Below are 21391 nucleotides of genomic sequence, written 5' to 3' on the forward strand. Positions count from 1 at the left end.
TCGTCAGTTGGGCATGGCCAGGGATGGGGGGAGGCTCCGGTCCGGGTCGTCCCAGAAGAGCGTGTACCTGCGCTTGTACTGTGCGTTCTCCGGATGTGCCGCGTCGATGCGCAGTTCCCGGACGAGCATGGGCAGCCGGTCGGGATGCGTGGCCGTGACGAGGCCGGCCAGTTCCTTCAGAAAGTCCTCCTCGCGGCAGGACGGGTCCGGCTCGTGACACTTGTGCCGCCGCGCGGAGGTGCCCGGCGTCGCTCCCGGTGCGGACCAGAGCATGATCGGGACGCCTGAGCGCAGGGCCACTTCCAGTTCGGTCCGCTCCGGGCATCTCGCCAGGACGAGGAGGGCGTGCTCGTCGCGTGACAGCCATGCGGTGAGGCGCTCGACGTCCTGCCGGTCGTGGCAGTGGATGAGCTCGGGACGTCCAGGCCCGCGGCCGCGCAGTTTCGCCCAGCGCCGTATGGCGAGGTCTCGCTGACCCGCCCTGCGCATGCGACCCTCGTCGCGGACGACGACGGGATAGTTCAGGCCGAGCCGGGCTCTGTCCTCGGGGTCGCGGAACCATTCGTCCACTCGCGCTCGTCCCCGCAGCCATTGCTTGGGCAGCGCGAACTCTATGAGGAAGTTCTCGCCCTCGACGCGGCCGATGAGGTCGGGCAGCGCGCCTTCCACCTCGGCCCGGACGCGTCTCGCCGGGACGGGCTCCGGGAGGACCGCGTTGTACGAGGGCACGTTCGTGCCCCATATCGAGAACGACAGCCGGAAGGCGTCCTTGTCGCGGCCGCTCTGCTCGACCTTGACGATGATGGACACGGCGCCCTGCGGGGACCCGTGCGGTCCCGGGGGGTCGAGATGCCGCCGTTGCCATTCGCCGAGATGCCATTTCCCCTCGCCGGTCGCCGACCGGCGCAGTGCCTCGATGAACCTGGCGAGCGCGTCGGTGTCGTCCACGTCTTCCGCCACCGACCGGACGGCGTCCCAGGGCGATCGGAACTCGCGCTCGAGTGGTGTGCGGAAGGTCCACAGGTAGAGGGAACCGAGGCGGTCGGAGAGGGTCATGCCGGTGACGATGCGACGCAGCTCCCCGCGAGCGGCCGGGTCCAGCCACGGCAGTGGCAGGAGATCGTCCAAGGGCTCGTGGTACCGGCGGATGGAGGAGATCGGGAGCATGCGGCCGATGCGGCGGTCAGGGCTCAGATCGGCGTCGGTGACCATGCCGATCACCTTCCCGGCGAACGGTGAGCCGCCGACGCCGGCGAAGTAGACGGCCGCGCCGCTGAACCCCCGATCGAGACGTTCGGCGTGGCCGGACACGACGTCGATCTGCTGCCATTCGTCCTCGAGCATCATCTCCGCGTACGTGGTCAATCCGACGTGCGAGCCGGAAGCCGCGTTCTCCTTGCGGAAGCCGTACGTGAAGAGCAGAGGGCCGGGTGTCTTCTGCAATGCGTCCAGGGGAGCGAATTCGGCGGGTTTGATCGAGGTGATGGCGTGGTCCAGCGTCAGGGCCGTCACGTCGCCATAGCGATCACGCTCGTTCCAGACGGATGGCAGGGACGCGCGCGCGGGGACCCGGGGTCTTCCGGCGGCACAGGGGAACACGACCACGGGGGCCTTCTCGCTGTGCACCACGTGCGCGCAGGTCAGTACCTGGGTCGGGGAGACGAGGAACCCGGAGCCGAGCACGTGTCCCGATTCGTTCTCGATGCGGGCGTGCCATCCATGCGGGGCGGTCATGGTCGCGTACGCGACCAGCTCAGTTTGACGGTCATGTGCGCCTCGGTGGAGGTCTTGGCGATGACGGCGCCGACGGCGGCGTTGAACTTGACGCCGAATTCGAGTTCGACGTCGTCGGGCTTGAGCACGTCTTCCCGCAGAATGGCGAGCGTCTTCGCCGCGGCCTTCTTGATGTTCTGGAGCGCGTCTTCGAACCGGGCGTGCGCTTCGAAGACGATGCCGTCGTCGGAAATGGACGCCGATTGGAAACCGCCGCGATCGGCTTCGTCGATCTCGACGATCACCGAGCCGTCGTCCATCCGCCATCGCAGAAGATCGCTCATATTGCTCCTGACCTCCGGCCGTTCGCCCGGCAGGTCGATCGTCCGCCCTTGACCATGCGAGAGGCAATGTATCAAGACGAAGTGCGCATTGCTTACTTGCCAGCGGGGGTGGACGAAGCGGAGCGAATTGTGTCAACAGTGACTTTAGCTCCGCATAAGCCACTAAACCGGGACTTAATGGTAGGTACGCCTCTTTAGGTAGTAGGGGGGGACTAGGGGTTACCCCAGGGTCTCCGGGGTATCCACGGCTGATTACCGTACAGACTCCGCCTTGTTCTGCAATCATGACTTTTTGTAGCTTTGCCATGTCGAAGCGGGAGAAAGGCGACGTGGCGTCGTGGGGAGCTATGCGAATCCGACGGGCGTGACGCGGGCTCCCACGCTGAACCACGCCACCTGCGACCCTGGACACGAGGATTGAGCGCCGGTGAGCGAGAAGCTTGGAGAGATCGAGGCCGGGGAACATTCGAGGCCGGTCACGGACGACGTGGACGTCGACGCCGGCGACCGGCCGGCGACGTTTCGGGACGTGTTCGGAGTGGCGGAGTACCGCGCGCTGTTCGGTGCCGCCGTCCTGTCCTGGGTAGGTGACTATTTCGCCAAGGTGGCCGTGACCTTCCTGGTCTTCAGCAACACCGGGTCGGTGCTGCTGTCGGCCATCGGGTTCGCGATCAGCTACCTTCCCTGGGTGGCCGGCGGGCCGGTGCTCGCGGCGCTCGCCGAGCGCTATCCGTACCGCCGCGTCATGATCATTTGTGATGTCACGCGGATGGCGCTGGTGGGCCTGATGGCCGTGCCGCAGATGCCGCTGCCCGGGCTGCTCCTGCTGCTGCTCGGAGCATCGCTGCTCACCCCGCCGTTCCAGGCCGCGCGCTCGGCCATGGTGGCGCAGCTGCTCAGCGGCGACCAGTACGTCGTCGGGCTCTCCTTCCAGAACATGGCCGGCCAGGCCGCGCAGGTGGCCGGGTACGCGGTCGGCGGCGCCGTCACCGCCATCGACCCGCAGGTCGCGCTGCTGATCAACGCCGCCACGTTCGCCGCCTCGACGGTGCTGCTCTGGCGGGGCGTGCGGCCACGGCCGGTTCCCGTCACGCACGTGGAGCGGCGCTCACTGCTGCGCGAGACCGGCGACGGCCTGGGCCTCGTGTTCGGTCACCGGGTCATGCGGCCCACCGCCCTGGTCGTGTTCAGCGTGGTGGGCATCACCATCGTCCCCGAAGGGCTCGCCGCCGCGTGGGCGCCCACCTACGGGGGCGGCTCGCAGATCACCGGCCTGCTGATGGCCGCGCTGCCGATCGGCGCCGTCATCGGGGCCATCGTGACCCGCATGACCGGGCCCGAACGGCGGCTGCGGCTGCTGAAGCCGCTCCTGCTCGCCGGGCCGCTGCTGCTGGTGGGCGTCCTCGCCTCGCCGCCGTTCCCCGTGGTGATCACGCTGGTGCTCCTGGCGGCCGCCGCCGTCAACACGGTGCTGGTGCCGCTGAACGGGCTGTTCGTCCAGATGCTGCCCAACGCCTACCGCGCCCGCGCCTTCGGCATCATGCTGGGCGGCATCCAGCTCACCCACGCGGCGGCCGTGCTCATCGCCGGCGCCTTCGCCGAACGGTTCCCCGTGCCGCTCGTCGTCGGCGTCTGGGCACTGGGCGGGCTGCTGCTCATGGCGGTCGCCGTGACCACGTGGCCCACGGAAGAGGTGATCAAGGAGGAGATCGCCCACGCCGCCGCGCTCAACCGCGGCCCCGTGCCCGTCCCGGCCGCCTCGCAGCCGGTGGCCACGTGAGGCGTCCCGCCACGGCCCGCCCAACCCGCCCAACCCGGCGGCCCAGGCGACCCGGCCCCGGGCCGCACGGCGCGGACGCGCCTGGGGACGTCAGTCGCGCTTGGGGGCGGCGAGGGCGGGTCCCTGGACGGTGAAGTCGTCGAAGGAGGCCTTCAGCGTCGCGCCGGACTTCTCGGGCACGCGGACGAGGAAGCCGACGTCGCCGTTCGGCAGGCTCGCGGGCGCGCCCGAGTTGTCCACGTAGGACTGCACCGGCTCGTCGTTCACCCACATCCGCAGCCGCACGCCCTGGTCGGTCGTGGCGCACTCCGCCTGTAGCTTGGCGCCCTGCTTCAGGTCGCTCACCGCGACCGGCGGGGTGAGGTTGCCGCCGGTGCCCTTGGTGATCCGTCGGATGCGCGCCTCGCCCTGCGCGGTCAGCAGGAACTCGTACCGGCTCTGCCGGGACTCCTCGTCGGCCCGGCAGAACAGCCCGTACTCGCCGGGCCCCTTGAACTCGCGCAGGCTCGTCGTGACGGTGAGCAGCAGCTGTTCGGGCGTCGTCGGGGTCGGGGTCGCGGACGGGACCGGGGTGGCGGGCTGCTTGGGGACGAACGGCAGGGGAGCCTTCTCGATGCGCTCGGTGTGCTGGTCGTCGACGTCGACGGCGTAGAACCCGCCGGGGGCGTAGCCGTAGGTGTTGTACTCCTTGCCGGTGTACTCGCCGCCGCCCCAGCCGGTGCCGCCCTCGTTGAAGTCGTCCCTGTAGAGGTTGTAGCTCAGTTCGGCCGGCGGCCCGGACGGCGAGAGCCACGCGCGCAGGCCCAGCGCGGCCACCGCGACCACGATGACGGCGAGGACGATCAGCTTCTTCTGCCCGACGATCGCGGCCACCCCGGCGGCCCCCGGCCTGGGCGGCGGCGCCGCCATGGTGGGCGGCCGCCCCGCGACGGTGGGCGGCTGCCCCGCGATGGTCGGCGGCTGCCCCGCCACGGTCGCCGGGTATCCCGTCCCCGTCACGGGCTGTCCTGCCAAGGTGGCCGGCTGTCCGCTCGTCGCGGTCGTGCCCGGCCGGGCGGCGGCGGTGGTCTGCGTCTGCCAGGTCTGGACGACGGTGTGCTGTGCGCGTTCGGGGGTGGTGCGGCCGACCATCTGGTCGAGGATCTGCTGCGCGGTGGGCCTTCTGACCGGGTCCTTGTCCAGCGTCGCGGCCACCAGCCCGCGAAGCGCGGGCTCCAGGCCCTCCAGGGACGCCTCGGTGTTGAGCACCTGGTAGACGATCGAGGGAAGGGACTCGCCGCCGAACGGCGCGCGCCCGCTGGCGGCGAAGGCGACCAGGCAGCCCCAGGAGAACACGTCGCAGGCCGGTGAGGCGGGAGCGCCGCGCAGGACCTCCGGGGCCATGTACCGGGGCGTGCCCATCAGCTGGCCGGTGCCGGTGATGCCGCTCAGCGTGTCCAGGGCCCTCGCGATGCCGAAGTCGATGACCCGCGGGCCGACGGGCGAGAGCAGCACGTTGGACGGCTTGAGGTCGCGGTGGACGACGCCCGCGCTGTGGATCGCGGTCAGCGCCGTGGCGACGCCGACGGCCAGCGCGTCGAGGCTGGAGCCGCGCAGCGGCCCCGACGACTGCACGGCGTCGTACAGGTTCGGCCCGTCGACGTACTCGGTGACGACGTACAGCTGGTCGCCGTCGAGGGCGGCGTCCAGGACGGCCGCGGTGCAGAAGCGGCGCACCCGGCTCGCCGACTCGGCCTCGCGGCGGAAGCGCACGCGGAACTGCTCGTGCTGGCTGTACTCGGGATTGATCACCTTGACGGCGACGCGCTGCCCGGTCTCGTCCTGGCCGAGGTAGACGGTGCCCATGCCGCCTCGGCCCAGCCGGCCTATCAGCCGGTATCGACCAATCTGGAGGGGGTCGTCCGGACTCAGGTTGTTCACCATGTCGCCTTACCGCTATGCACCTGTTCGCGGCGGCCAGCCTATCGAGATCAGGCCGCCGCGGTCTCAGCGTCTCACCCGGCGTTTCACTCCGCCACGGCCGCGGCGGCGGGCGTCGCCGCGGTGGAGCGGGGGGCGACGAGGACGGGGCGTGTGACGAGGCGGATGGCGGCCCGCCCGCCGGGGGCGAGCCGCGCGGCGTCGTACGCGGGCAGGTCGGCCAGCAGCTCGGTGCCGTCGGTGAGGCGCAGCAGCAGCCGCACCGTCGACCCGCGGAAGGAGGAGGTGACCACCAGGGCCTCGCCGTCGTGCGCCGCCGTGACCAGCACGGTCTCGGGGCGGACGAGCACGTCGACCTCCGGGGTGTCCGGCGTCGCGCCGTGGACGGGCAGCCGCTGCCCGGCGACCTCCACCTCCTGGCCGTCCAGCCGGCCCGGCAGGTGGTTCATCGTCCCGACGAACTCGGCCACGAACGGCGTCGCCGGGTGGTTGTAGATCTCGGCGGGCGGCCCTGACTGCTCCAGCCGTCCCTCCTTGAGCACCGCGACCTGGTCGGCGACCGACAGGGCCTCCTCCTGGTCGTGCGTCACGAAGATCGTCGTGATGCCCAGCGAGAGCTGCAGCCGCCGGATCTCCTCGCGCAGCGTGACCCTGACCTTGGCGTCGAGCGCCGACAGCGGCTCGTCCAGCAGCAGCACACGCGGCTCGAGGGCGAGCGCGCGCGCCAGCGCGACGCGCTGCTGCTGACCGCCGGAGAGCTGGTGGGGGTACCGGTCGCCGTGCGCGGGCAGGCCGACCAGTTCCAGTAGCTCGGCCGCGCGGGCGCGCCGCTTGGCCGCGGGCATCTTGCGCACCCGCAGCCCGAACGCCACGTTGTCGAAGGCGTTGAGGTTCGGGAACAGGCTGTAGGACTGGAAGACCATCCCGGCGTCGCGGCGGTTGGCCGGGACGTTCGTGATGTCCTCGCCGTCGACCAGCACGGCGCCGGCGTCGGGGCTCTCGAACCCCGCGACGCAGCGCAGGGCCGTCGTCTTGCCGCAACCCGACGGGCCGAGCAGGGCGATCAGCTCGCCCGGCTCGACGGTCAGGTCGAGGCCGTCGAGGGCGACGGTCGCGCCGAACGCGCGGCGAAGCCCCCGGAACTCCACCCGAGCCCCGTTCACGAACCACTCCTTTGCCTGGTGCCGGCGGTGGAAAGAATGAGCAGCAACAGCCAGGCGAACAGCAGGCTGAAGATCGATACGGCCACCGACATGGCGGCGTTCGAGCCGGAGATCGTGACGATCCACACGGGGAAGGGCTGGTAGCCGAGCAGCCGGGCGACGGTGTACTCCCCGAGCACCAGAGCCAGGGTGAGGAACGACGCGCTCGCCAGCCCGGTCCGCAGGTTCGGGATGATCACGCGGAGCATCACGTGCGGCCACGACGCCCCGCAGTTCCTGGCGGCCTCCACCAGCGTGCGGACGTCCATCGCGCCCAGCCCGGCGTCCAGCGCCCGGTAGACGAACGGCAGGGCCAGCACGACGTAGGCGATGACCAGCACCACGGGGAAGGCGGGGTTCTGGACGGCGATGATCGTCTGGTAGAAGGGCGTGGTCGCGAGGTAGTCGGGACCCCAGCGCAGCACCGTGCTGATGCCGGCCACGAAGGTGATCGGCGGCACCACCAGCGGCAGCGTGCAGACCACCTCCATGATCGGCCGCAGCCGGGGCGCGCTGAGCCGCACCGCGAGCATCGCCGGCAGCGTGAGGGCCAGCACGACGACGATCGTGGCGAGGGCCAGCCCCAGCGAGAGCAGCAGGCTCTGCCCGAAGCCCTCGGCCGAGAAGATCTCCAGGTAGGCGTCCAGGGTGAAGCCGCGCATCGGGTCGTTCACCGTGAACACGAACGACGTGAGCAGAGGCGTCAGGAAGTACAGCGCGGCGACGGCCAGCACCACGCCGCGCCAGACGCGCACGCGGCGCGGGCGGCCGGGCGGCGAGGCGCCGGGAGTGCCGACGTCGGGGAGCACCGCGGGGGTCAGCGTGGCCATCGGACGCTCCGGCGGGCGGGGGCCGTTCCGAGCCCGGGACGGAAGAGGGTCAGCGGAGCCATCGGGCGCTCCTGCGCTGGAGGGGAAGGTAGACGGCCATGACCAGGCCGGCCACCACGATCATGTCGAGGCTGAGGGCCAGCGCCACGTTCTCGTGGCCGATCAGCACGTTCCCGGTGAGCGCGTCGGCGATCTGCAGGGTGACCAGCGGGACCACGGTGCCGACCATGGCGGCCGCGGTCGCGTACGCGGCGAAGGCGCCGCCGAACAGCAGGACCACGCCGCCGAGCAGGCTCGGCGCGAGCACGGGGATGCCGACGTAGCGCCAGAACTGCCAGGCGTTCGCGCCGTTGTTCTGCGCCGCCTCCCGCCACTGGGGCCGCAGGCCGTCCAGGGCCGGGACGACGACCAGCACCATCAGCGGGACCGAGAAGTAGAGGTAGACCAGGGCGAGGCCCCAGAAGCTGTAGAGGCTCCAGCCGTGGTCGCCGAGGTGCAGTTGCCTGGTCAGCACGCCGGAGTTGCCGAGCGTGGCCGTCCAGGCGAAGGCCAGCGGGACGCCGCCGAAGTTGGCCAGCACGCCGGAGGCGGTCAGCACCGCCTCGCGCAGCGCGCGGAACCGGGAGGTGACGACCGCCTGCGCGAGGAAGGTGCCGACGACGGCCCCGGCGATCGCGACGACCGCCGAGAGCTTGACGCTGCCGAGCAGCGCCGTGAGGTAGGCGCCCTGGAGCGACTCGGTGAGGTTGGCCGTGCTCAGCGAGCCGTCCGAGGTGAACGCCCCGCCGAGCAGCGCGACGGTGGGGATGCCGAAGGCGAGCCCCACGAACGCCAGCAGCGGCAGGGCGCCGGTCCAGCCCTTGGAGCGCGGACGGCTCCCGCCTTTGCCGGCCTTGACGGGAAGGCCGGCGGGAGCCGCCGAGTGCGTTTCAGCCATGGGGGAGAGCCGATCGCATCGTCGATGGGTGGGTCATCCGGAGACCGCGTCGCTCCAGCCGGAGGCGAGGGCCTCCTTGGCCTTGGTGACCTGCGCGTCGGTCGGGAACTGCGGCGTGCCGTCGACCTTGGGCAGCTTGCCGACCAGCGTCGCGTCGGCGGAGCCGTCGGTCTGCATGGCGGGCAGCAGCACGGCGCGGGCGTACCCCTTCAGGTAGAGGTTCTGGCCCTCGGGGCTGTAGAGGTACTCCTGCCACAGCCGCGCGGAGGCCGGGTGCGGGGCGTCCTTGTTGATCGCCTGGGCGTAGTACTGCGCGTACTGGCCGTCGGTGGGCACCGCGACCTTCCAGTCGACGCCCTTGCTGACGAACTCGTCGGTGTAGCCGGCGTTGAGGTAGTCCCAGTCGATGCTGATCGGGGTCTCGCCGTTCTGGACGGTCGCCGGGGTGGACTCGACGGGGTTGAAGTTGCCCGCGGCCTTCAGCTTCTTGAAGTACTCGAGGCCCGGCTGGATGTCGTCGAAGGTCCCGCCGTTGGCGAGGGCGGCGGCGTAGACGCCGGCGAAGGCGGCCCCGGCCTTGGTCGGGTTGCCGTTCAGCGCGACCTGGCCCTTGTACTCGGGCTTGAGCAGGTCGGCGAAGCTCTGGGGGCAGGTCTTGACGCGCTTGGCGTCACAGCCGATGGAGACGTAGCCGCCGTAGTCGTTGTACCAGGTGCCGTTCGCGTCCTTCTGGCCCTCGGGGATCTTGTCCCAGGTCTGGACCTTGTACGGGGCGAACAGGCCCTCCTGGGCGCCGCTGAGCGCGAAGGCCTGGCCGAGGTCGAGCACGTCGGGGGCGCGGTCCTGGCCCTTGCGGGTCTTGACGGCGTTGATCTCGTCGGCGCTGGAGCCGTCGGGGTTCTCGCTGTTGACCTTGATGCCGTACTTGTCGGAGAAGGCCTTGATGATCTCGCCGTAGTTCGCCCAGTTCGGCGGGAGGGCGATGACGTTGAGCTGGCCCTCCTTCTTGGCGGCCTCGACGAGCTTGTCCAGGCCGCCGAGGTCGGCGGCGGAGGTCGCCTTCGTGACGGCGCCGCCGAGAGAGGCCTCGCCGCCGCCGGAGCCGGCCGTCGGTGCCGCGCCGCACGCCGCGCCCAGAGAAGTCGCAACGGTCAGTACGGCTGCCAGCCCGACGAGCCGCATTTGAGGTGTTTGCACCTTGAATCCCACTTTCGGAGTTATGGGATGAACATAGGTGGGCCCGGACAACAAAACGCATCTACTTCGCTGCGTTCGGGTGTCGTTGTGTGAACAAACGGTGACGCGGCCGTGCGCGGTCGTGCGCGGTCGTGCGCGGTCGTTGCGCGGCCGTGTGCCGTGGCCCGCCAGGGGGCGAGGGGACGCGCGGGCTGGGGGTGATTTGCCCTGCGAGCTCTGAGAACATATGTTCGATGTAGCATCGCCCGCCTTCCCCCGGGTGCTCACAAGTTCCTCCGCAGCCCAGGGAGAAGGAGCGCCTTGAGCAGAATCTACGGGGATCCCATCGAGGTGTGGACGCGAGACGGCGAACCCGCCCGTTTCGTCTGGCGCGACCGTCTCTACGTGGTCCACCGGGTCCTCGACCATTGGGTGACCTCCCGCGAGTGGTGGAAGGTCTCCGAGAACGATCCTGGGGAGCGCCGCTTCTGGCGGGTGGAGGCAAGCCCCGGCACGCAGGTCGGCACCTACGAGCTGCGATTCGACACCGCCGCCGGCGGCTGGCTGCTGCTCAGGGCGTGGGACTGATGTTCCCCCACCTTCACGTCGCCTCCGCCTACTCGCTGCGGTACGGCACCGCGTTCCCCGGTGAGCTGGTCGCGCGGGCGGCCGAGCACCAGATGGACATTCTCGCGCTGACCGACCGCGACGGCATGTACGGCGCGGTCAAGCACGTCCAGGCGTGCTTCGACGCCGGCGTCAGGCCCGTCGTGGGCGTCGACCTGGCGCTGAGCGACCCGGCCGAGGACGCCGGCCCGGCGTCCCGAGGCCCGGCGTCTTGGGGTACGGCGTCCCGAGATGCGGCGTCCTGGAGGCCGGCGCCGCACCACCCGGCGGGGGAGGGCGGCGACGGCGAAGAACGCGTCACCGTCCTCGCGCGCACGGGCGGGTGGGCGCACCTGTGCCGGCTCACCACCGACGCCCACCACGCCGGGCGGCGGGGCGAGCCCCGGGTGACCCGCGAACTGGTCGCCCGGCACGCCGACGGGCTGCTGGTCATGCTCGGCCCCCGGTCCGACGTCGGGCGGGCGGTCGCCGCGCGCCGCGACCAGCACGCCCGCGCGCTGCTCGCCGCGTGGCGGGCGGCGGTCCCCGACCTGGTGGTCGAGGTCGTCGACCAGTACGGCCACCACGAGGCGGGCACGGCCCGGCGCATGCTGGCCCTGGCCCGGTCGATGGGCGTCCCGGCCGTCCTGACCAACGCCGTGCGCCACCTCGACCCGGGCGACTACCGCGTCGGCGACGTGCTCGACGCCGCGCGCAAGCTCGTGCCGCTGCACTCCCGCCACCTGGAGCACTCCGCCTCGCACGCCTACCTCAAGAGCGGCAAAGAGATGGGGCAGGTCGCCGCGCGGGTCTGCGGAGGCGACCACGACCAGGCCGTCCGGCTGCTCGCCGCCACGCGGCGGGTCGCCGAGCGGTGCGCGCTCGACCCGCTGGACGTCCTCGCCCTGCGCAACGACCCCGAACGGGTGCACCTGCCGGAGGTCGAGGAAGACCCGGTCCCTCTGCTGCGCCGCCGGTGCGAGGACGGGCTGTACGCGCGCGGCATGGAACGATCCGGGCAGGCGCGTGAGCGGCTGGCGGACGAGCTGCGCATCATCGAGCACAAGCGGCTGTCGGGGTACTTCATCGTCGTGTCCGGCATAACAGACCTGATCCGCTCGATGGGCGTGCGCTGCGCGATCAGGGGGTCGGGCGCGGGCAGCCTGGTCAACTACCTCATCCGCATCGGCGAGGTGAACCCTCTCGAACACGGCCTGCTCATGGAGCGCTTCCTGTCCGAGGGCCGCAAAGGGCTCCCCGACATCGACATCGACGTCGAGTCGGCGCGGCGCCTCGACTGCTACCAGGCCATCCTCGACCGGTACGGCGAGAGCCGTGTCGCGTGCGTCTCGATGATGGAGACCTACCGCGCGCGCAGCGCCATCCGCGACGTCGGCGCCGCCATGGGGCTGCCGCCGCACGAGACCGACGTCATCGCCAAGGCGTTCCCGCACGTCCGGGCCCGGCAGATCCGCGCAGCCCTGTCCGACCTGCCCGAGCTGCGCGGCAGCGGGCTGGACGACCGCGCCCTTTCGACCATGTTCCGGCTCGCCGAGCGGCTGGACGGGCTGCCCCGCCACATCGCCCTGCACCCGTGCGGCGTACTCGTCGGCAACTCCGGGCTGCGCGACCGCACCCCCGTCGAGCGCAGCCTGCTCGACTTCCCGATGAGCCAGTTCGACAAGGAGGACGTCGAGGAGGCCGGGCTGCTCAAGCTCGACGTGCTCGGCGTGCGCATGCAGTCGGCGATGGCGTACGCGCTCAGCGAGATCAAGCGGGTGGAGGGCCGGGACATCGTCCTCGACCGCGACGTCCCCCTGGACGACCGCGCCACCTACGACATGATCTGCGCGAGCCGCACCCTCGGCTGCTTCCAGATCGAGTCGCCCGGCCAGCGCGAGCTGGTGGCCAAACTCGAACCTCGCACGATGCACGACCTCATCGTCGACATCTCGCTGTTCCGTCCCGGCCCGGTCAACTCCGACATGGTCACCCCCTACCTCGAGGCCCGGCACGGCTGGCGCGAACCGTACTACCCCCACCCCCGGCTCAGGCCGGCCCTGCAGGAGACCAACGGCGTCGTCGTCTTCCACGAGCAGGTGCTGAGGGTCGTCGACGTCATGACCGGCTGCGGCCTGGCGGAGGCCGAGAGGGTCCGCCGCGCCCTCGGCGGCTCCGAGGGACGCGAGCGGGTGCGCGCGTGGTGGGAGGCCGAGGTGCTCCCCGAGTTCGACCGCGCGACCACCGACCGGGCCTGGCAGGTGCTCGACGCGTTCGGCTCGTTCGGGTTCTGCAAGGCGCACGCGGCGGCGTTCGCGCTGCCCACCTACCAGTCGGCGTGGCTGAAACGGCACCACGCGGCGGCGTTCCTCGCCGGGGTGCTCACGCACGACCCCGGCATGTACCCCGGCCGGGTGATCCTCGACGAGGCCCGCAAGTGCGGCGTGGCCGTCCTGCCCCTGGACGTCGGCCACTCCGGTCGCCACTGGCTCGTCGAACGCGTCCCCGAGGCCGGCGACGCGCCGCAGGCCGGTGACGGCGACGACGCACCGCAGGCCGGTGACTCAGGGGCGTTCTCGGCCGGGTACGGCCTGCGGGTGCCGTTCTCGGCGGTCAAGGGCATCAGCGAGGCGGAGGTCGAGCGCATGGTGACCGGACAGCCCTACACCTCGCTGGCCGACTTCTGGGAGCGGGCCCGGCCGTCGCGGCCGGTCGCCGAGCGCATCGTGCAGATCGGCGGGCTCGACGCGCTGCACGGGCTGCACCCCGGCGGCCCGCGCTGGCGTCCGGGCGAGCTGACCAGGCGCGACCTCATCGCCCAGATCGGCGCCCTCGATCGCGCCTCCTCCACCGGCGTGACCACCCGCCGCAAGGCCCGCCCGGGCGGTCGTTCACGTCCCGCCGGCCCCGCCCCCGGCGTCGGCGTCGGCGCTGGCGTCGGCGATGGCGCCGGCCCGACCGCAGCCGGTCCCACCGGCACCGGCCTGACCTCCGGTCCGACCGCCCCCGGTTCCACGGGCGCGGGTCCGGGATCCGGTCCGGCAGGTTCGGCCGGAGCGGCCGCCGGCTCGGGGGCCGGCGGGCCGCCGTCCGCCGTGCAGATCCCCATGGCGTTCACCGAGCACGTCCAGCCCGGCGAGCTGCCCGAGATGACCGAGGCCGAGGCCGTGGAGGCCGAGCTGGAGATCCTCGGCCTGGACGTCAGCCGGCACGTCATCGGCTTCTACGACGAGCTGCTCGACGCGATCGGCGTCGTCAGGTCCCGCGAGCTGCTCACGCTGCGCAACGGCGCCGAGATCTTGGTCGCCGGGGTGAAGGTCGCCACGCAGACCCCGGCGATCCGCTCAGGGCAGCGCATCATCTTCACCACGCTGGACGACTCGACCGGCCCCGTGGACCTCACCTTCTTCGAGTCGGTCCAGGGACGCTGCGCCGCCACGGTGTTCGGGTCCTGGATGATGGTCGCCCGAGGGGTCCTGCGCCGGGTCGGCGCGCGGGCGGTGTCGCTGCGCGCCGTCGACTGCTGGAACCTCGTCGAGCTCGACCGGCTGTGGCGCACCGAGGGCCTCGACGCGGTGCGGGCCGCGCTCGGCGTCACCTCAGAGGCGGCCGGGGCCGCTTCCGGTCCGGCGTCCGAGGGGCGTCCGGCGTCCGAGGGGCGTCCAGCGCAAGGGGCTCGCGGCGCGCGGGACGAGAAGGCCGCGGTCGGCGGGCGCCGCATCGAGTACGGCAACGGCTATCGGCTGTCCCCTTACGCCGACCTCGGCGCCGCTCCGGGCGTGACCGGCCCGCCCCGCAAGCTCTGGCACGCCAGCCCTGGAAGCTCCGGGCCGCTGGGATTCATTCCCCGGCCGGATAGGTATGCCGGGGAAGCGACCGCAGAGCGGGCAGAAGCTTCAAAGAGTGCGCGATCGAAGGAGGACGGGCGCTGGCCCTCGCCTGGGTGATCTCTCTGACGGTCGCCGCGCACAGCAGCGCGGCGACCACCGCCACCACCAGCTCGGCCGGGCCGAGCCCGGTCAGATCTCTGCCCTGGGGCGAGTGCGTGACCGGCAGCCGCATCAAGATGAGGAAGACCATGGCCAGGCAGCACCCCCACCACGCGGTGAGCAGCACCAGCCAGGACCTGCGGCGGGGTTCCCGCAGCCCGGAGTCCTGCCGGAGGGCGTGCACCAGCAGCGCGGGCGCCGCCAGGTTGAGCACCGGCACGAACCAGGCGATGGCGATCATGCGCGGGGTGGCGCCGGCGTGGCGCAGCCAGGCGAAGTAGGAGAAGCCGGCGGCGACGGTCGCCGCGACCACCAGGAGGATCAGCACGGCGAACCAGGACACCGCGCCCGCGACGGCCTCGGCCCCGGGCGCGTGCGGGTCGTTGCCGAGCTGCGCGACCTGCCGCGCGAGCAGCTTGCCCCGGGCTTCCTCGAAGACGACCAGGCAGGTCAGGGTGGCGATCTGGGCTGCCAGCGCCAGGTAGACGCCGACCGCCGACCTGCTCACCGCGGATCGGGCATAGCGCATGAGTGTCTCCCCCCGGCATGCGCTGAAAGTCGTGGTTTCGTCTGCGACGTAGCGCGACGCCTGACTCACTCCTATCCCGTGCGCCTCTCCGCTAATCGGCGAGGCGGCGGAGAAGATCCTGGATCTCCACGAGATGATCTAGGGTTTGTCCGAACCGGGCGTGAGCTGTGAAAAGGGCACATCTGTCTTGATCGATACATGCCCGTCGGCGACCGCCCGACGCCGGTCAGCGGACGATGCCGGCCTCCCAGGCCCACGCGGCGATCTCCACGCGGTTGCGGGCGCCCAGCTTGGCGAAGATGCTCGCCAGGTGCGTCTTCACCGTGGAAAGGGAGATGAACAGCTCGCCGCCGACCTCCTGGTTGGTCCGCCCTCGCGCGATCAGGCGCACGACGTCCATCTCTCGCTCGGTCAGCGGCTCGCGCGGCGGCCTCGACTGGACGGGCAGCGGCCCGGCCAGGTGCGACAGCAGCCGCACCGTGATCGACGGCGAGACCAGCGCGTCGCCGTTGGCGGCGGCGCGCACCGCCTCGATCAGCAGTGCCGGACCGCTGTCCTTCAGCAGGAACCCGCACGCGCCCGCGCGCAGCGCCCCGTACACGTACTCGTCGAGGTCGAAGGTGGTCACGATCACCACGCGCAGCGGGTCGGGCACCCCCGGGCCGGCCAGGATCCTGGTGACCTCCAGGCCGTCCAGCCGGGGCATGCGGATGTCCAGCAGGCAGACGTCCGGCCGCAGGCGGCGGGCCTGCTCGACGGCGGCGACGCCGTCGGCCACGGCCGCGACCACCTCGATGTCGGGCTGGGCGTCGAGGATCATCTGGAAGCCGGTGCGCACCATTTCTTGATCATCCGCGACGAGTACCCTCACCCGCCCGATTCTGCCAGCAAGCGGGGGGCGTCACGCCAGGAAGATCAGCCTTTCGGCCGATGGGCCCGCCCCACGGGTCGGCCGGCCGCCCGATCCGGCGGACACCGGCCGCGAGAGAGGCTCTCCTCATGTCGTCGCAGAATGTTCTCCACGGGATGGGCCTGAGGAAGAGTTTCGGGCCCACCGTCGCCCTGGCCGGAGTGGACCTGGTGATCCACCGGGGTGAGGCCGTCGCCATCATGGGTCCGAGCGGCTCTGGAAAGTCAACGCTGTTGCACTGCCTGGCAGGGATCATGAAGCCGGACGCCGGCGAGGTGCATCTGCTCGGCGAGCGCGTCGACACCCTGGGGGAGCGCAGGCGCAGCGCGCTGCGGCGCACCCGCTTCGGGTTCGTCTTCCAGTTCGGCCAGCTCCTGCCCGAACTGCCGGCCGACGAGAACGTCGCGCTGCCGCTCATGCTCGGGGACGTCCCGCGTGCCCAGGCCGTGCGGCAGGCCGCCTCCTGGTTCGGCCCGCTGGGGCTGGCCGGCATGGAGAGGCGGCGGCCGGGCGAGCTCTCCGGTGGGCAGGCCCAGCGGGTCGCCATCGCCCGCGCGCTCGTGACCCGCCCCGCGGTGGTGTTCGCCGACGAGCCCACCGGCGCGCTCGACCAGGCCACGGGGCACGAGACGATGCGCCTGCTGGTCGAGGCGACCAAGCACAACGACGCCTCGCTGGTCGTCGTGACGCACGATCCGCACGTGGCCCGCTGGTGCGACCGCGTGGTCGAGGTCCGGGACGGCCACATCCTGCCTCCGGCGCCGGATGTCAACCCCTGGCAGGGGCGCGAGGTGAACGCGCGATGAACAATCTGCTCGCCCTGACCTGGCGGCTGCTGAAGGGCGGCGGTCGCCGCGGGCTCCTCGGCTCGTCGTTGACCGTCGCCGCGGTGGCCGTCTCGACCGCGCTGCTGCTGTTCGCGGTCGCGATCAACTTCGCCTTCGCCGGACGGGCCGAACGCGGCGCCTGGCGCAACCCGGAGCAGGCGACCGAGGTCCCCGCCGCGGCGGCGCGCGCCATCGAGGCGACGCGCGCCGAGTTCACGGGCGACCGGATGATCACCACGGTGCACGTGGCGGTGCTCTCGCCGGGCGTCCGCCCCCCTGCGGGGATCACCCGCCTGCCCTCGCCGGGCGAGGTCGTGATGTCACCGGGCCTGGCCGAGCTCACCGCGGCCGACCCCTCGTTCGGCCGCCGCTTCCCGCAGAAGAGGACCGGGACGATCGGGGACGAGGCGCTCGTCCACCCTGGCGAACTGGTCGCCGTCGTCGGTCACGCGCCCGGCGACGACATCATGACCGCCAAGTGGAAGGGGGACTACCGCCTCGGCGTGTCCGCGAGGAGGATCGCCGGCTTCACCGGGCACCCTTCCTCCGACGCGGAGGCCTACCGTGCGCTGGCGGCCGTCGCGAGCGTGCTGATGGTCGTGCCGCTGCTGGTGTTCGGGGGCGCGGCGGCCCGGCTGACGGTGGCCCGCCGTGACCGGCGCCTGGCCTCCTTGCGCCTGGTGGGGGCGACCCCCGGGCAGGTCGTGGCGATGACCGTGGCCGAAGCGATCATCACGGCGTTCGCGGGGGCGATGCTGGGGTTGCTGCTGTACACGGTCGCCATCCCGCCGCTCACCCAGGTGAGGATCAGCGGGGGCGCCTGGTTCGCCTCCGACATCTGGCCGGGAGCGCTGCCCATCGGCGCCGTGCTGCTCGCGGTGCCGCTGCTGGTCGGCCTGTCGGCCGTGGTGGGGCTGCGGCGGGTCGTGGTCAGCCCGCTCGGAGTGGCCAGGCGCGAGACCCCGCCCGCGATGCGGTTCCTGCGCGTGATCGCCCTGCTGGCGTGCCTGGCCGCGGTTCCGGCCTTCGGCGCCGGGGTGAGCGTGACGTTCGTCGTGGTCGTGCTGAGCCTGGCCTTCCTGGCCGTCAACCTCGTCGGGCCGTGGGTCGTCGGGATGATCGGCCGCGTCACCGCCCGCACCGCGAAGCGGCCCGCGCGACTGCTCGCCGGGCGGCGCCTCGTGGACGACCCCAGGTCCGCCTGGCGCACGGTCAGCGGGGTGGCGCTCACGGGGTTCGTCGCGGGGTTCATCGGGCTGCTCACTCCGAGCACGTCGCTGGCCATCGAGAACGACCCGATGACGGCCTGGCTCCTGCAGGACATCAGGACCGGCACCACGATCGTCCTGGTGGTGTCCTTCCTGGTGGCGATCGTGAGCGCGGGCATCACCGCCGCCTCCTCGGTCCTGGACCGCAGGCAGACCTACGCGCTGCTCCGCCTGGCCGGCACCGACCTGGAAGTGCTCGACAAGGCACGCCGCCTGGAGACCCTCATCCCGCTGACGGTCATGGGCGGCGGCTCCATCGTGACCGGCATGTTCTGCGCCGCCCCGTTCGCCTCTCTCGGCATGAGCGCGACCGGAGTGGTCACCCTGCTCGTCTGCGCCGCCCTCGGCTTCGCCGGCGTCATCGCCGCCGGCGCCCTCAGCCGCCCCCTCCTCCGCTCCGTCACCACCGACCCCGCCCCCCGCCCCGACTAACCACCTCGCGCCCCCGAATCACCTCCCCGGCTCGCACGCGCGATGGCCGCTTTCCTTCGTCGGGTCGCCCCCGTCCTGGTGTGTTTCGCACCACCACTCGGCGCGAAGGTGGATTTCCCCCGTCCGATGTGGCTCTTTGATCGGCGCCGGGTCGGCGGGACGCGGTACGGCGAAGACGGCGCCGCCGTACGGCGGACGACCGGCGTACGTTCGCGGACATCGCACGAGCCACCGGAACCCCGCCAGAACGGGGCGTACAAGGCTTCACCAACCCGTATGTGTACAAGTCGGCCGATAGAGATACCGTTTCACTCGTGAATCAGGGCGATTATGTCGAGGCGGCCACAGCGCGGACGGCGGCGGAGGTCGAGGCGTTTCTCGCCGATCGGCTGGAAGAATCCTCCCGCGTCACGTTGCGGCCGCTCACCTTCGCCGACGCGGAGGAATTCGCCGCGCTCACCCAGGCCAGCGCGCACCTGCACCAGCCGTGGATGTCGCTACCGGCCACGCCGGAGGACTACCGGTCCTACCTCGGGCGGTTCGACCACGTGAAGGCGCAGGGCCTTCTCGTCTGCCTGCGCGACACCGGAGCCATCGCCGGCACGGTGTTCCTCAACGACATCATCCGGGGACGCTTCCAGAACGCCTCGCTGGCCTACGCGGCCTTCGCGCCCACCGCCGGCAAGGGCTACATGTCCGAAGGGCTGCGCCTGGTGCTCGGCTACGCGTTCGAGCGGCTGCTGCTGCACCGGCTGGACGCCCAGATACAGCCCGGCAACCGCGCCTCCCTGAAACTGGTCCAGCGTCACGGGTTTCGCTACGAGGGGTACTCGCCCGCGATGCTGTTCATCGACGGCGCCTGGGAGGACCACGAACGCTGGGCCCTCACCAACGACATGTTCGGCCCCGGCCCCTGGCCCCCCCACCCGTCCCGGCCCGCCCGCTGACCCGCCTCGACTCGGCCTTTTCCGCACCTATTCGTTTCTGCACCTATCCGTGACGTTCCCATTCCCGGAAAGTCCGCGAACACCGAGCCTCGCGCGAGTGGCGCCGTAACCGATCATTGTCAAGCGGCCCCGCACTCGCCTGTTCCCAGGCCGCACCCGCAGCCCCCCCGGCAATGTTCCATGGCCATCCCTCTTCGGACCGAACCGGTCCGAAGAACCCGTCACATGGCCCTTACCAGTGAAAACATGCCGATCAACCTCCGGCCAAGCCGTACAGACACCACACCCATGCGTCAATCAGTGCGACATCACAACCAAGTGATCTTCGCCGAACATCGCATTTGGGCTTGATGACGCGTTGGTCTGAATGGGGGCGTCCGCAAATGGCCATCAAGGAATTCAGGACCGAGGATCTGGCACCCGAGGATCGCTTTCCCTCCTGGTTCGAGATGGCGTCGCAGACCCACGTGTCGTCCTGGATCCGGAGTGACAGCGAAGCCGATTTCCAGGCGTCGGTGAGGGTGCTGGACTGCGCCGGGGTGCAGATATCGGTACTGACCCACCCGATGGTGCGGGCGGAGCGGACCGCGAAGCTCGTTCGGGACTGCGATCCCGAGGTCTACCTGATCCAGCTCATGGTGCGTGGTTGCGGCGGGTTGAGCCAGCACGGCCGAGACGCTGTCTTCGGTGCGAACCACTTCGTCGTCCTCGACTCCTCGCAGCCGTACAAAGGATGGCGATCAGCGGATGACGGCGTGAACGAGGCCGTGGTCGTCCAGGTCTCCCGAACGGCGCTGGGGCTGCGCTCCACCACCGTTGAACGGCTTGCCGCGGTCCCCTTCTCCGCCGAGGAGGGCATCGCCGCCGTGCTGGCCGGCCACCTTATTGAGCTGGTGAAGCATGCCGGCGACTACACCAGAGCCGACACCGTCGCCCTGGGCGCCGTGACGGTGGACCTGATCGCGGCGGCCTGCGCCCACCAGCTCGACGCGACGGACCGCCTGTCGCCCGAGGCGCGGCAGCGGGCTCTGCTGGCCCGGATCCACCGCTTCATCCATGAGCGGCTCGGCGACCCCGCCCTGACGCCGGACCTCATCGCGGCCGCTCACCAGGTTTCCACCCGGCACCTGTACAAGCTGTTCCAGGGCGAGGGCATGACCGTCGCAGCCTGGATACGCCACTGCCGTCTGGAGCGCTGCCGCCACGACCTGGCCGACCCCGCCCTGCGCTCCCGTCCGATCCAGAGCATCGCGACCCGCTGGGGCTTCTCCGACGGCGCCCACTTCAGCAAGGTCTTCCGCGCCGCGTACGGTATGTCACCCAACGACTACCGGCACCGAACCAGCACTGCGACGCTGTGAATGCGCTCTCATTCTGGCTGCCGAGCCGCCGGCGCGAGCCGCCTGCTCCGGACCGGTCCGGCTTCACGCCTTCCTGGAGACCGCCCCCGTGACTGCTCGATCTCCAGGTTCGACGTATGGAGAGGGGACTATCCCCAGACAGCGCGGTTGGCGGCCTCGGCGGTCCTGTACCTGTCGAATGCCGTACATCCCCGCTGCAGCATGAGCTTCAACGCGCTGTCCGGGTAACCCGCGTACTGGTGGGCAGGCTGCCAGTTGTCAGCCTGGAGAAGGCTCCGGAAATCTCGGATATCGCGCGCCGAGATGCCGCCGGCGCAGACCTGCGACCAGAACCCGAGGTTGTAAGTGACAATGGACGCCGTGGCCGCCTGTGTGCCCAGCGTGATGGCCAGGACCGCCCCGGACACCGCAAGTCCGGCTCTTCTCAGTGCGCTCATTTCCTTTTCTCCTTCGCTGATGGTTTCGGCTTACGCGGCGTGGTGCGCCCTTCGAGGCGATGCGCGGGAGGGGCCGTCCGCACGCCGTATGTCGATCTCCCAAGCGTGTCAGGGACTGGTCGGGCAGGTGTTGACGTTCTCGGCACAGTTGTTGTCAACCTCTGCACGCCTTCGTTGCCTGAG

Annotated in this window: 17 protein-coding genes; 7 read left to right on the plus strand and 10 right to left on the minus strand. The window is 71.1% G+C overall.

The annotated features are described in order from the left end of the window. Positions 1-3: 3 nt before the first annotated feature. Positions 4-1734, minus strand: a complete 1731-nt coding sequence (locus ACFO60_RS24850) for a VMAP-C domain-containing protein (RefSeq protein ID WP_380844004.1) — start codon at positions 1732-1734, stop codon at positions 4-6. Next, positions 1731-2033 carry a CU044_2847 family protein gene (locus ACFO60_RS24855; RefSeq protein WP_380844006.1) on the minus strand — a complete coding sequence of 101 codons (303 nt, stop codon included), beginning with the start codon at positions 2031-2033 and terminating at the stop codon, positions 1731-1733. The genes ACFO60_RS24850 and ACFO60_RS24855 overlap by 4 nt, the downstream gene beginning before the upstream one ends. A 451-nt stretch (positions 2034-2484) precedes the next feature. Here ACFO60_RS24855 and ACFO60_RS24860 point away from each other — a divergent pair, with 451 nt between their 5' ends. Beyond that, positions 2485-3837 (plus strand): MFS transporter, encoded by a 1353-nt coding sequence (locus ACFO60_RS24860; RefSeq protein WP_380844008.1) that lies wholly within the window; start codon positions 2485-2487, stop codon positions 3835-3837. A gap of 90 nt (positions 3838-3927) precedes the next feature. Here the strand turns inward: ACFO60_RS24860 and ACFO60_RS24865 are convergent, their stop codons facing one another. The 5 genes from ACFO60_RS24865 to ACFO60_RS24885 all read right to left on the minus strand — a co-directional run bounded on the left by ACFO60_RS24865 (position 3928) and on the right by ACFO60_RS24885 (position 9908). Then, on the minus strand, positions 3928-5760 hold the full coding sequence (locus ACFO60_RS24865) for a serine/threonine-protein kinase (protein ID WP_380844010.1): 1833 nt from the start codon (positions 5758-5760) through the stop codon (positions 3928-3930). A gap of 83 nt (positions 5761-5843) precedes the next feature. After that, the gene (locus ACFO60_RS24870; RefSeq protein WP_380844012.1) at positions 5844-6920 is read right to left on the minus strand and encodes an ABC transporter ATP-binding protein; all 1077 of its coding nucleotides are present in this window, start codon (positions 6918-6920) and stop codon (positions 5844-5846) included. Continuing rightward, positions 6917-7789: an ABC transporter permease gene (locus ACFO60_RS24875; RefSeq protein ID WP_380844014.1), complete on the minus strand. Its 873-nt coding sequence runs from the start codon at positions 7787-7789 to the stop codon at positions 6917-6919. The genes ACFO60_RS24870 and ACFO60_RS24875 overlap by 4 nt, the downstream gene beginning before the upstream one ends. 49 nt (positions 7790-7838) lie before the next feature. Then, a complete protein-coding gene (locus ACFO60_RS24880; protein ID WP_380844016.1) occupies positions 7839-8726 on the minus strand; it encodes an ABC transporter permease in 888 nt (295 codons plus the stop codon). A gap of 33 nt (positions 8727-8759) precedes the next feature. Beyond that, positions 8760-9908, minus strand: a complete 1149-nt coding sequence (locus ACFO60_RS24885) for an ABC transporter substrate-binding protein (protein WP_380844018.1) — start codon at positions 9906-9908, stop codon at positions 8760-8762. 315 nt (positions 9909-10223) lie between these two features. On the opposite strand from ACFO60_RS24885, the gene ACFO60_RS24890 reads away from it, so the two are divergent. After that, complete coding sequence (locus ACFO60_RS24890; protein ID WP_380844020.1) at positions 10224-10490, plus strand: DUF6504 family protein; 267 nt, start codon at positions 10224-10226, stop codon at positions 10488-10490. Next, positions 10490-14455, plus strand: coding sequence for a DNA polymerase III subunit alpha (locus ACFO60_RS24895; RefSeq protein ID WP_380844022.1), 3966 nt, complete (start codon positions 10490-10492; stop codon positions 14453-14455). Before ACFO60_RS24890 ends, ACFO60_RS24895 begins: the two co-directional genes overlap by 1 nt. Here the strand turns inward: ACFO60_RS24895 and ACFO60_RS24900 are convergent. After that, on the minus strand, positions 14349-15026 hold the full coding sequence (locus tag ACFO60_RS24900) for a DUF4328 domain-containing protein (protein ID WP_380844024.1): 678 nt from the start codon (positions 15024-15026) through the stop codon (positions 14349-14351). The two genes, ACFO60_RS24895 and ACFO60_RS24900, sit on opposite strands and share 107 nt — an antisense overlap. A gap of 226 nt (positions 15027-15252) precedes the next feature. Next, the gene (locus ACFO60_RS24905) at positions 15253-15906 is read right to left on the minus strand and encodes a response regulator (RefSeq protein ID WP_380844205.1); all 654 of its coding nucleotides are present in this window, start codon (positions 15904-15906) and stop codon (positions 15253-15255) included. Between the two features lie 146 nt (positions 15907-16052). On the opposite strand from ACFO60_RS24905, the gene ACFO60_RS24910 reads away from it, so the two are divergent. The 4 genes from ACFO60_RS24910 (at position 16053) to ACFO60_RS24925 (ending at position 20771) form a co-directional block, all read left to right on the plus strand. After that, positions 16053-16742, plus strand: coding sequence for an ABC transporter ATP-binding protein (locus ACFO60_RS24910; RefSeq protein ID WP_380844026.1), 690 nt, complete (start codon positions 16053-16055; stop codon positions 16740-16742). After that, the gene (locus ACFO60_RS24915; protein WP_380844028.1) at positions 16739-18463 is read left to right on the plus strand and encodes an FtsX-like permease family protein; all 1725 of its coding nucleotides are present in this window, start codon (positions 16739-16741) and stop codon (positions 18461-18463) included. Before ACFO60_RS24910 ends, ACFO60_RS24915 begins: the two co-directional genes overlap by 4 nt. 314 nt (positions 18464-18777) lie before the next feature. Further along, positions 18778-19410 (plus strand): GNAT family N-acetyltransferase, encoded by a 633-nt coding sequence (locus ACFO60_RS24920; RefSeq protein WP_380844030.1) that lies wholly within the window; start codon positions 18778-18780, stop codon positions 19408-19410. Between the two features lie 350 nt (positions 19411-19760). Then, entirely contained in the window at positions 19761-20771 is a 1011-nt protein-coding gene (locus ACFO60_RS24925) for a helix-turn-helix domain-containing protein (RefSeq protein ID WP_380844207.1), read from the plus strand. A 128-nt stretch (positions 20772-20899) separates the two neighbouring features. On the opposite strand, the gene ACFO60_RS24930 is transcribed toward ACFO60_RS24925, so the two are convergent. Further along, on the minus strand, positions 20900-21208 hold the full coding sequence (locus ACFO60_RS24930; RefSeq protein WP_380844032.1) for a hypothetical protein: 309 nt from the start codon (positions 21206-21208) through the stop codon (positions 20900-20902). Between the last annotated feature and the right edge of the window lie 183 nt (positions 21209-21391).

This window comes from Sphaerisporangium dianthi (assembly GCF_042654065.1).
In the GTDB taxonomy this organism is placed as follows: Bacteria; Actinomycetota; Actinomycetes; order Streptosporangiales; family Streptosporangiaceae; genus Sphaerisporangium; species Sphaerisporangium dianthi.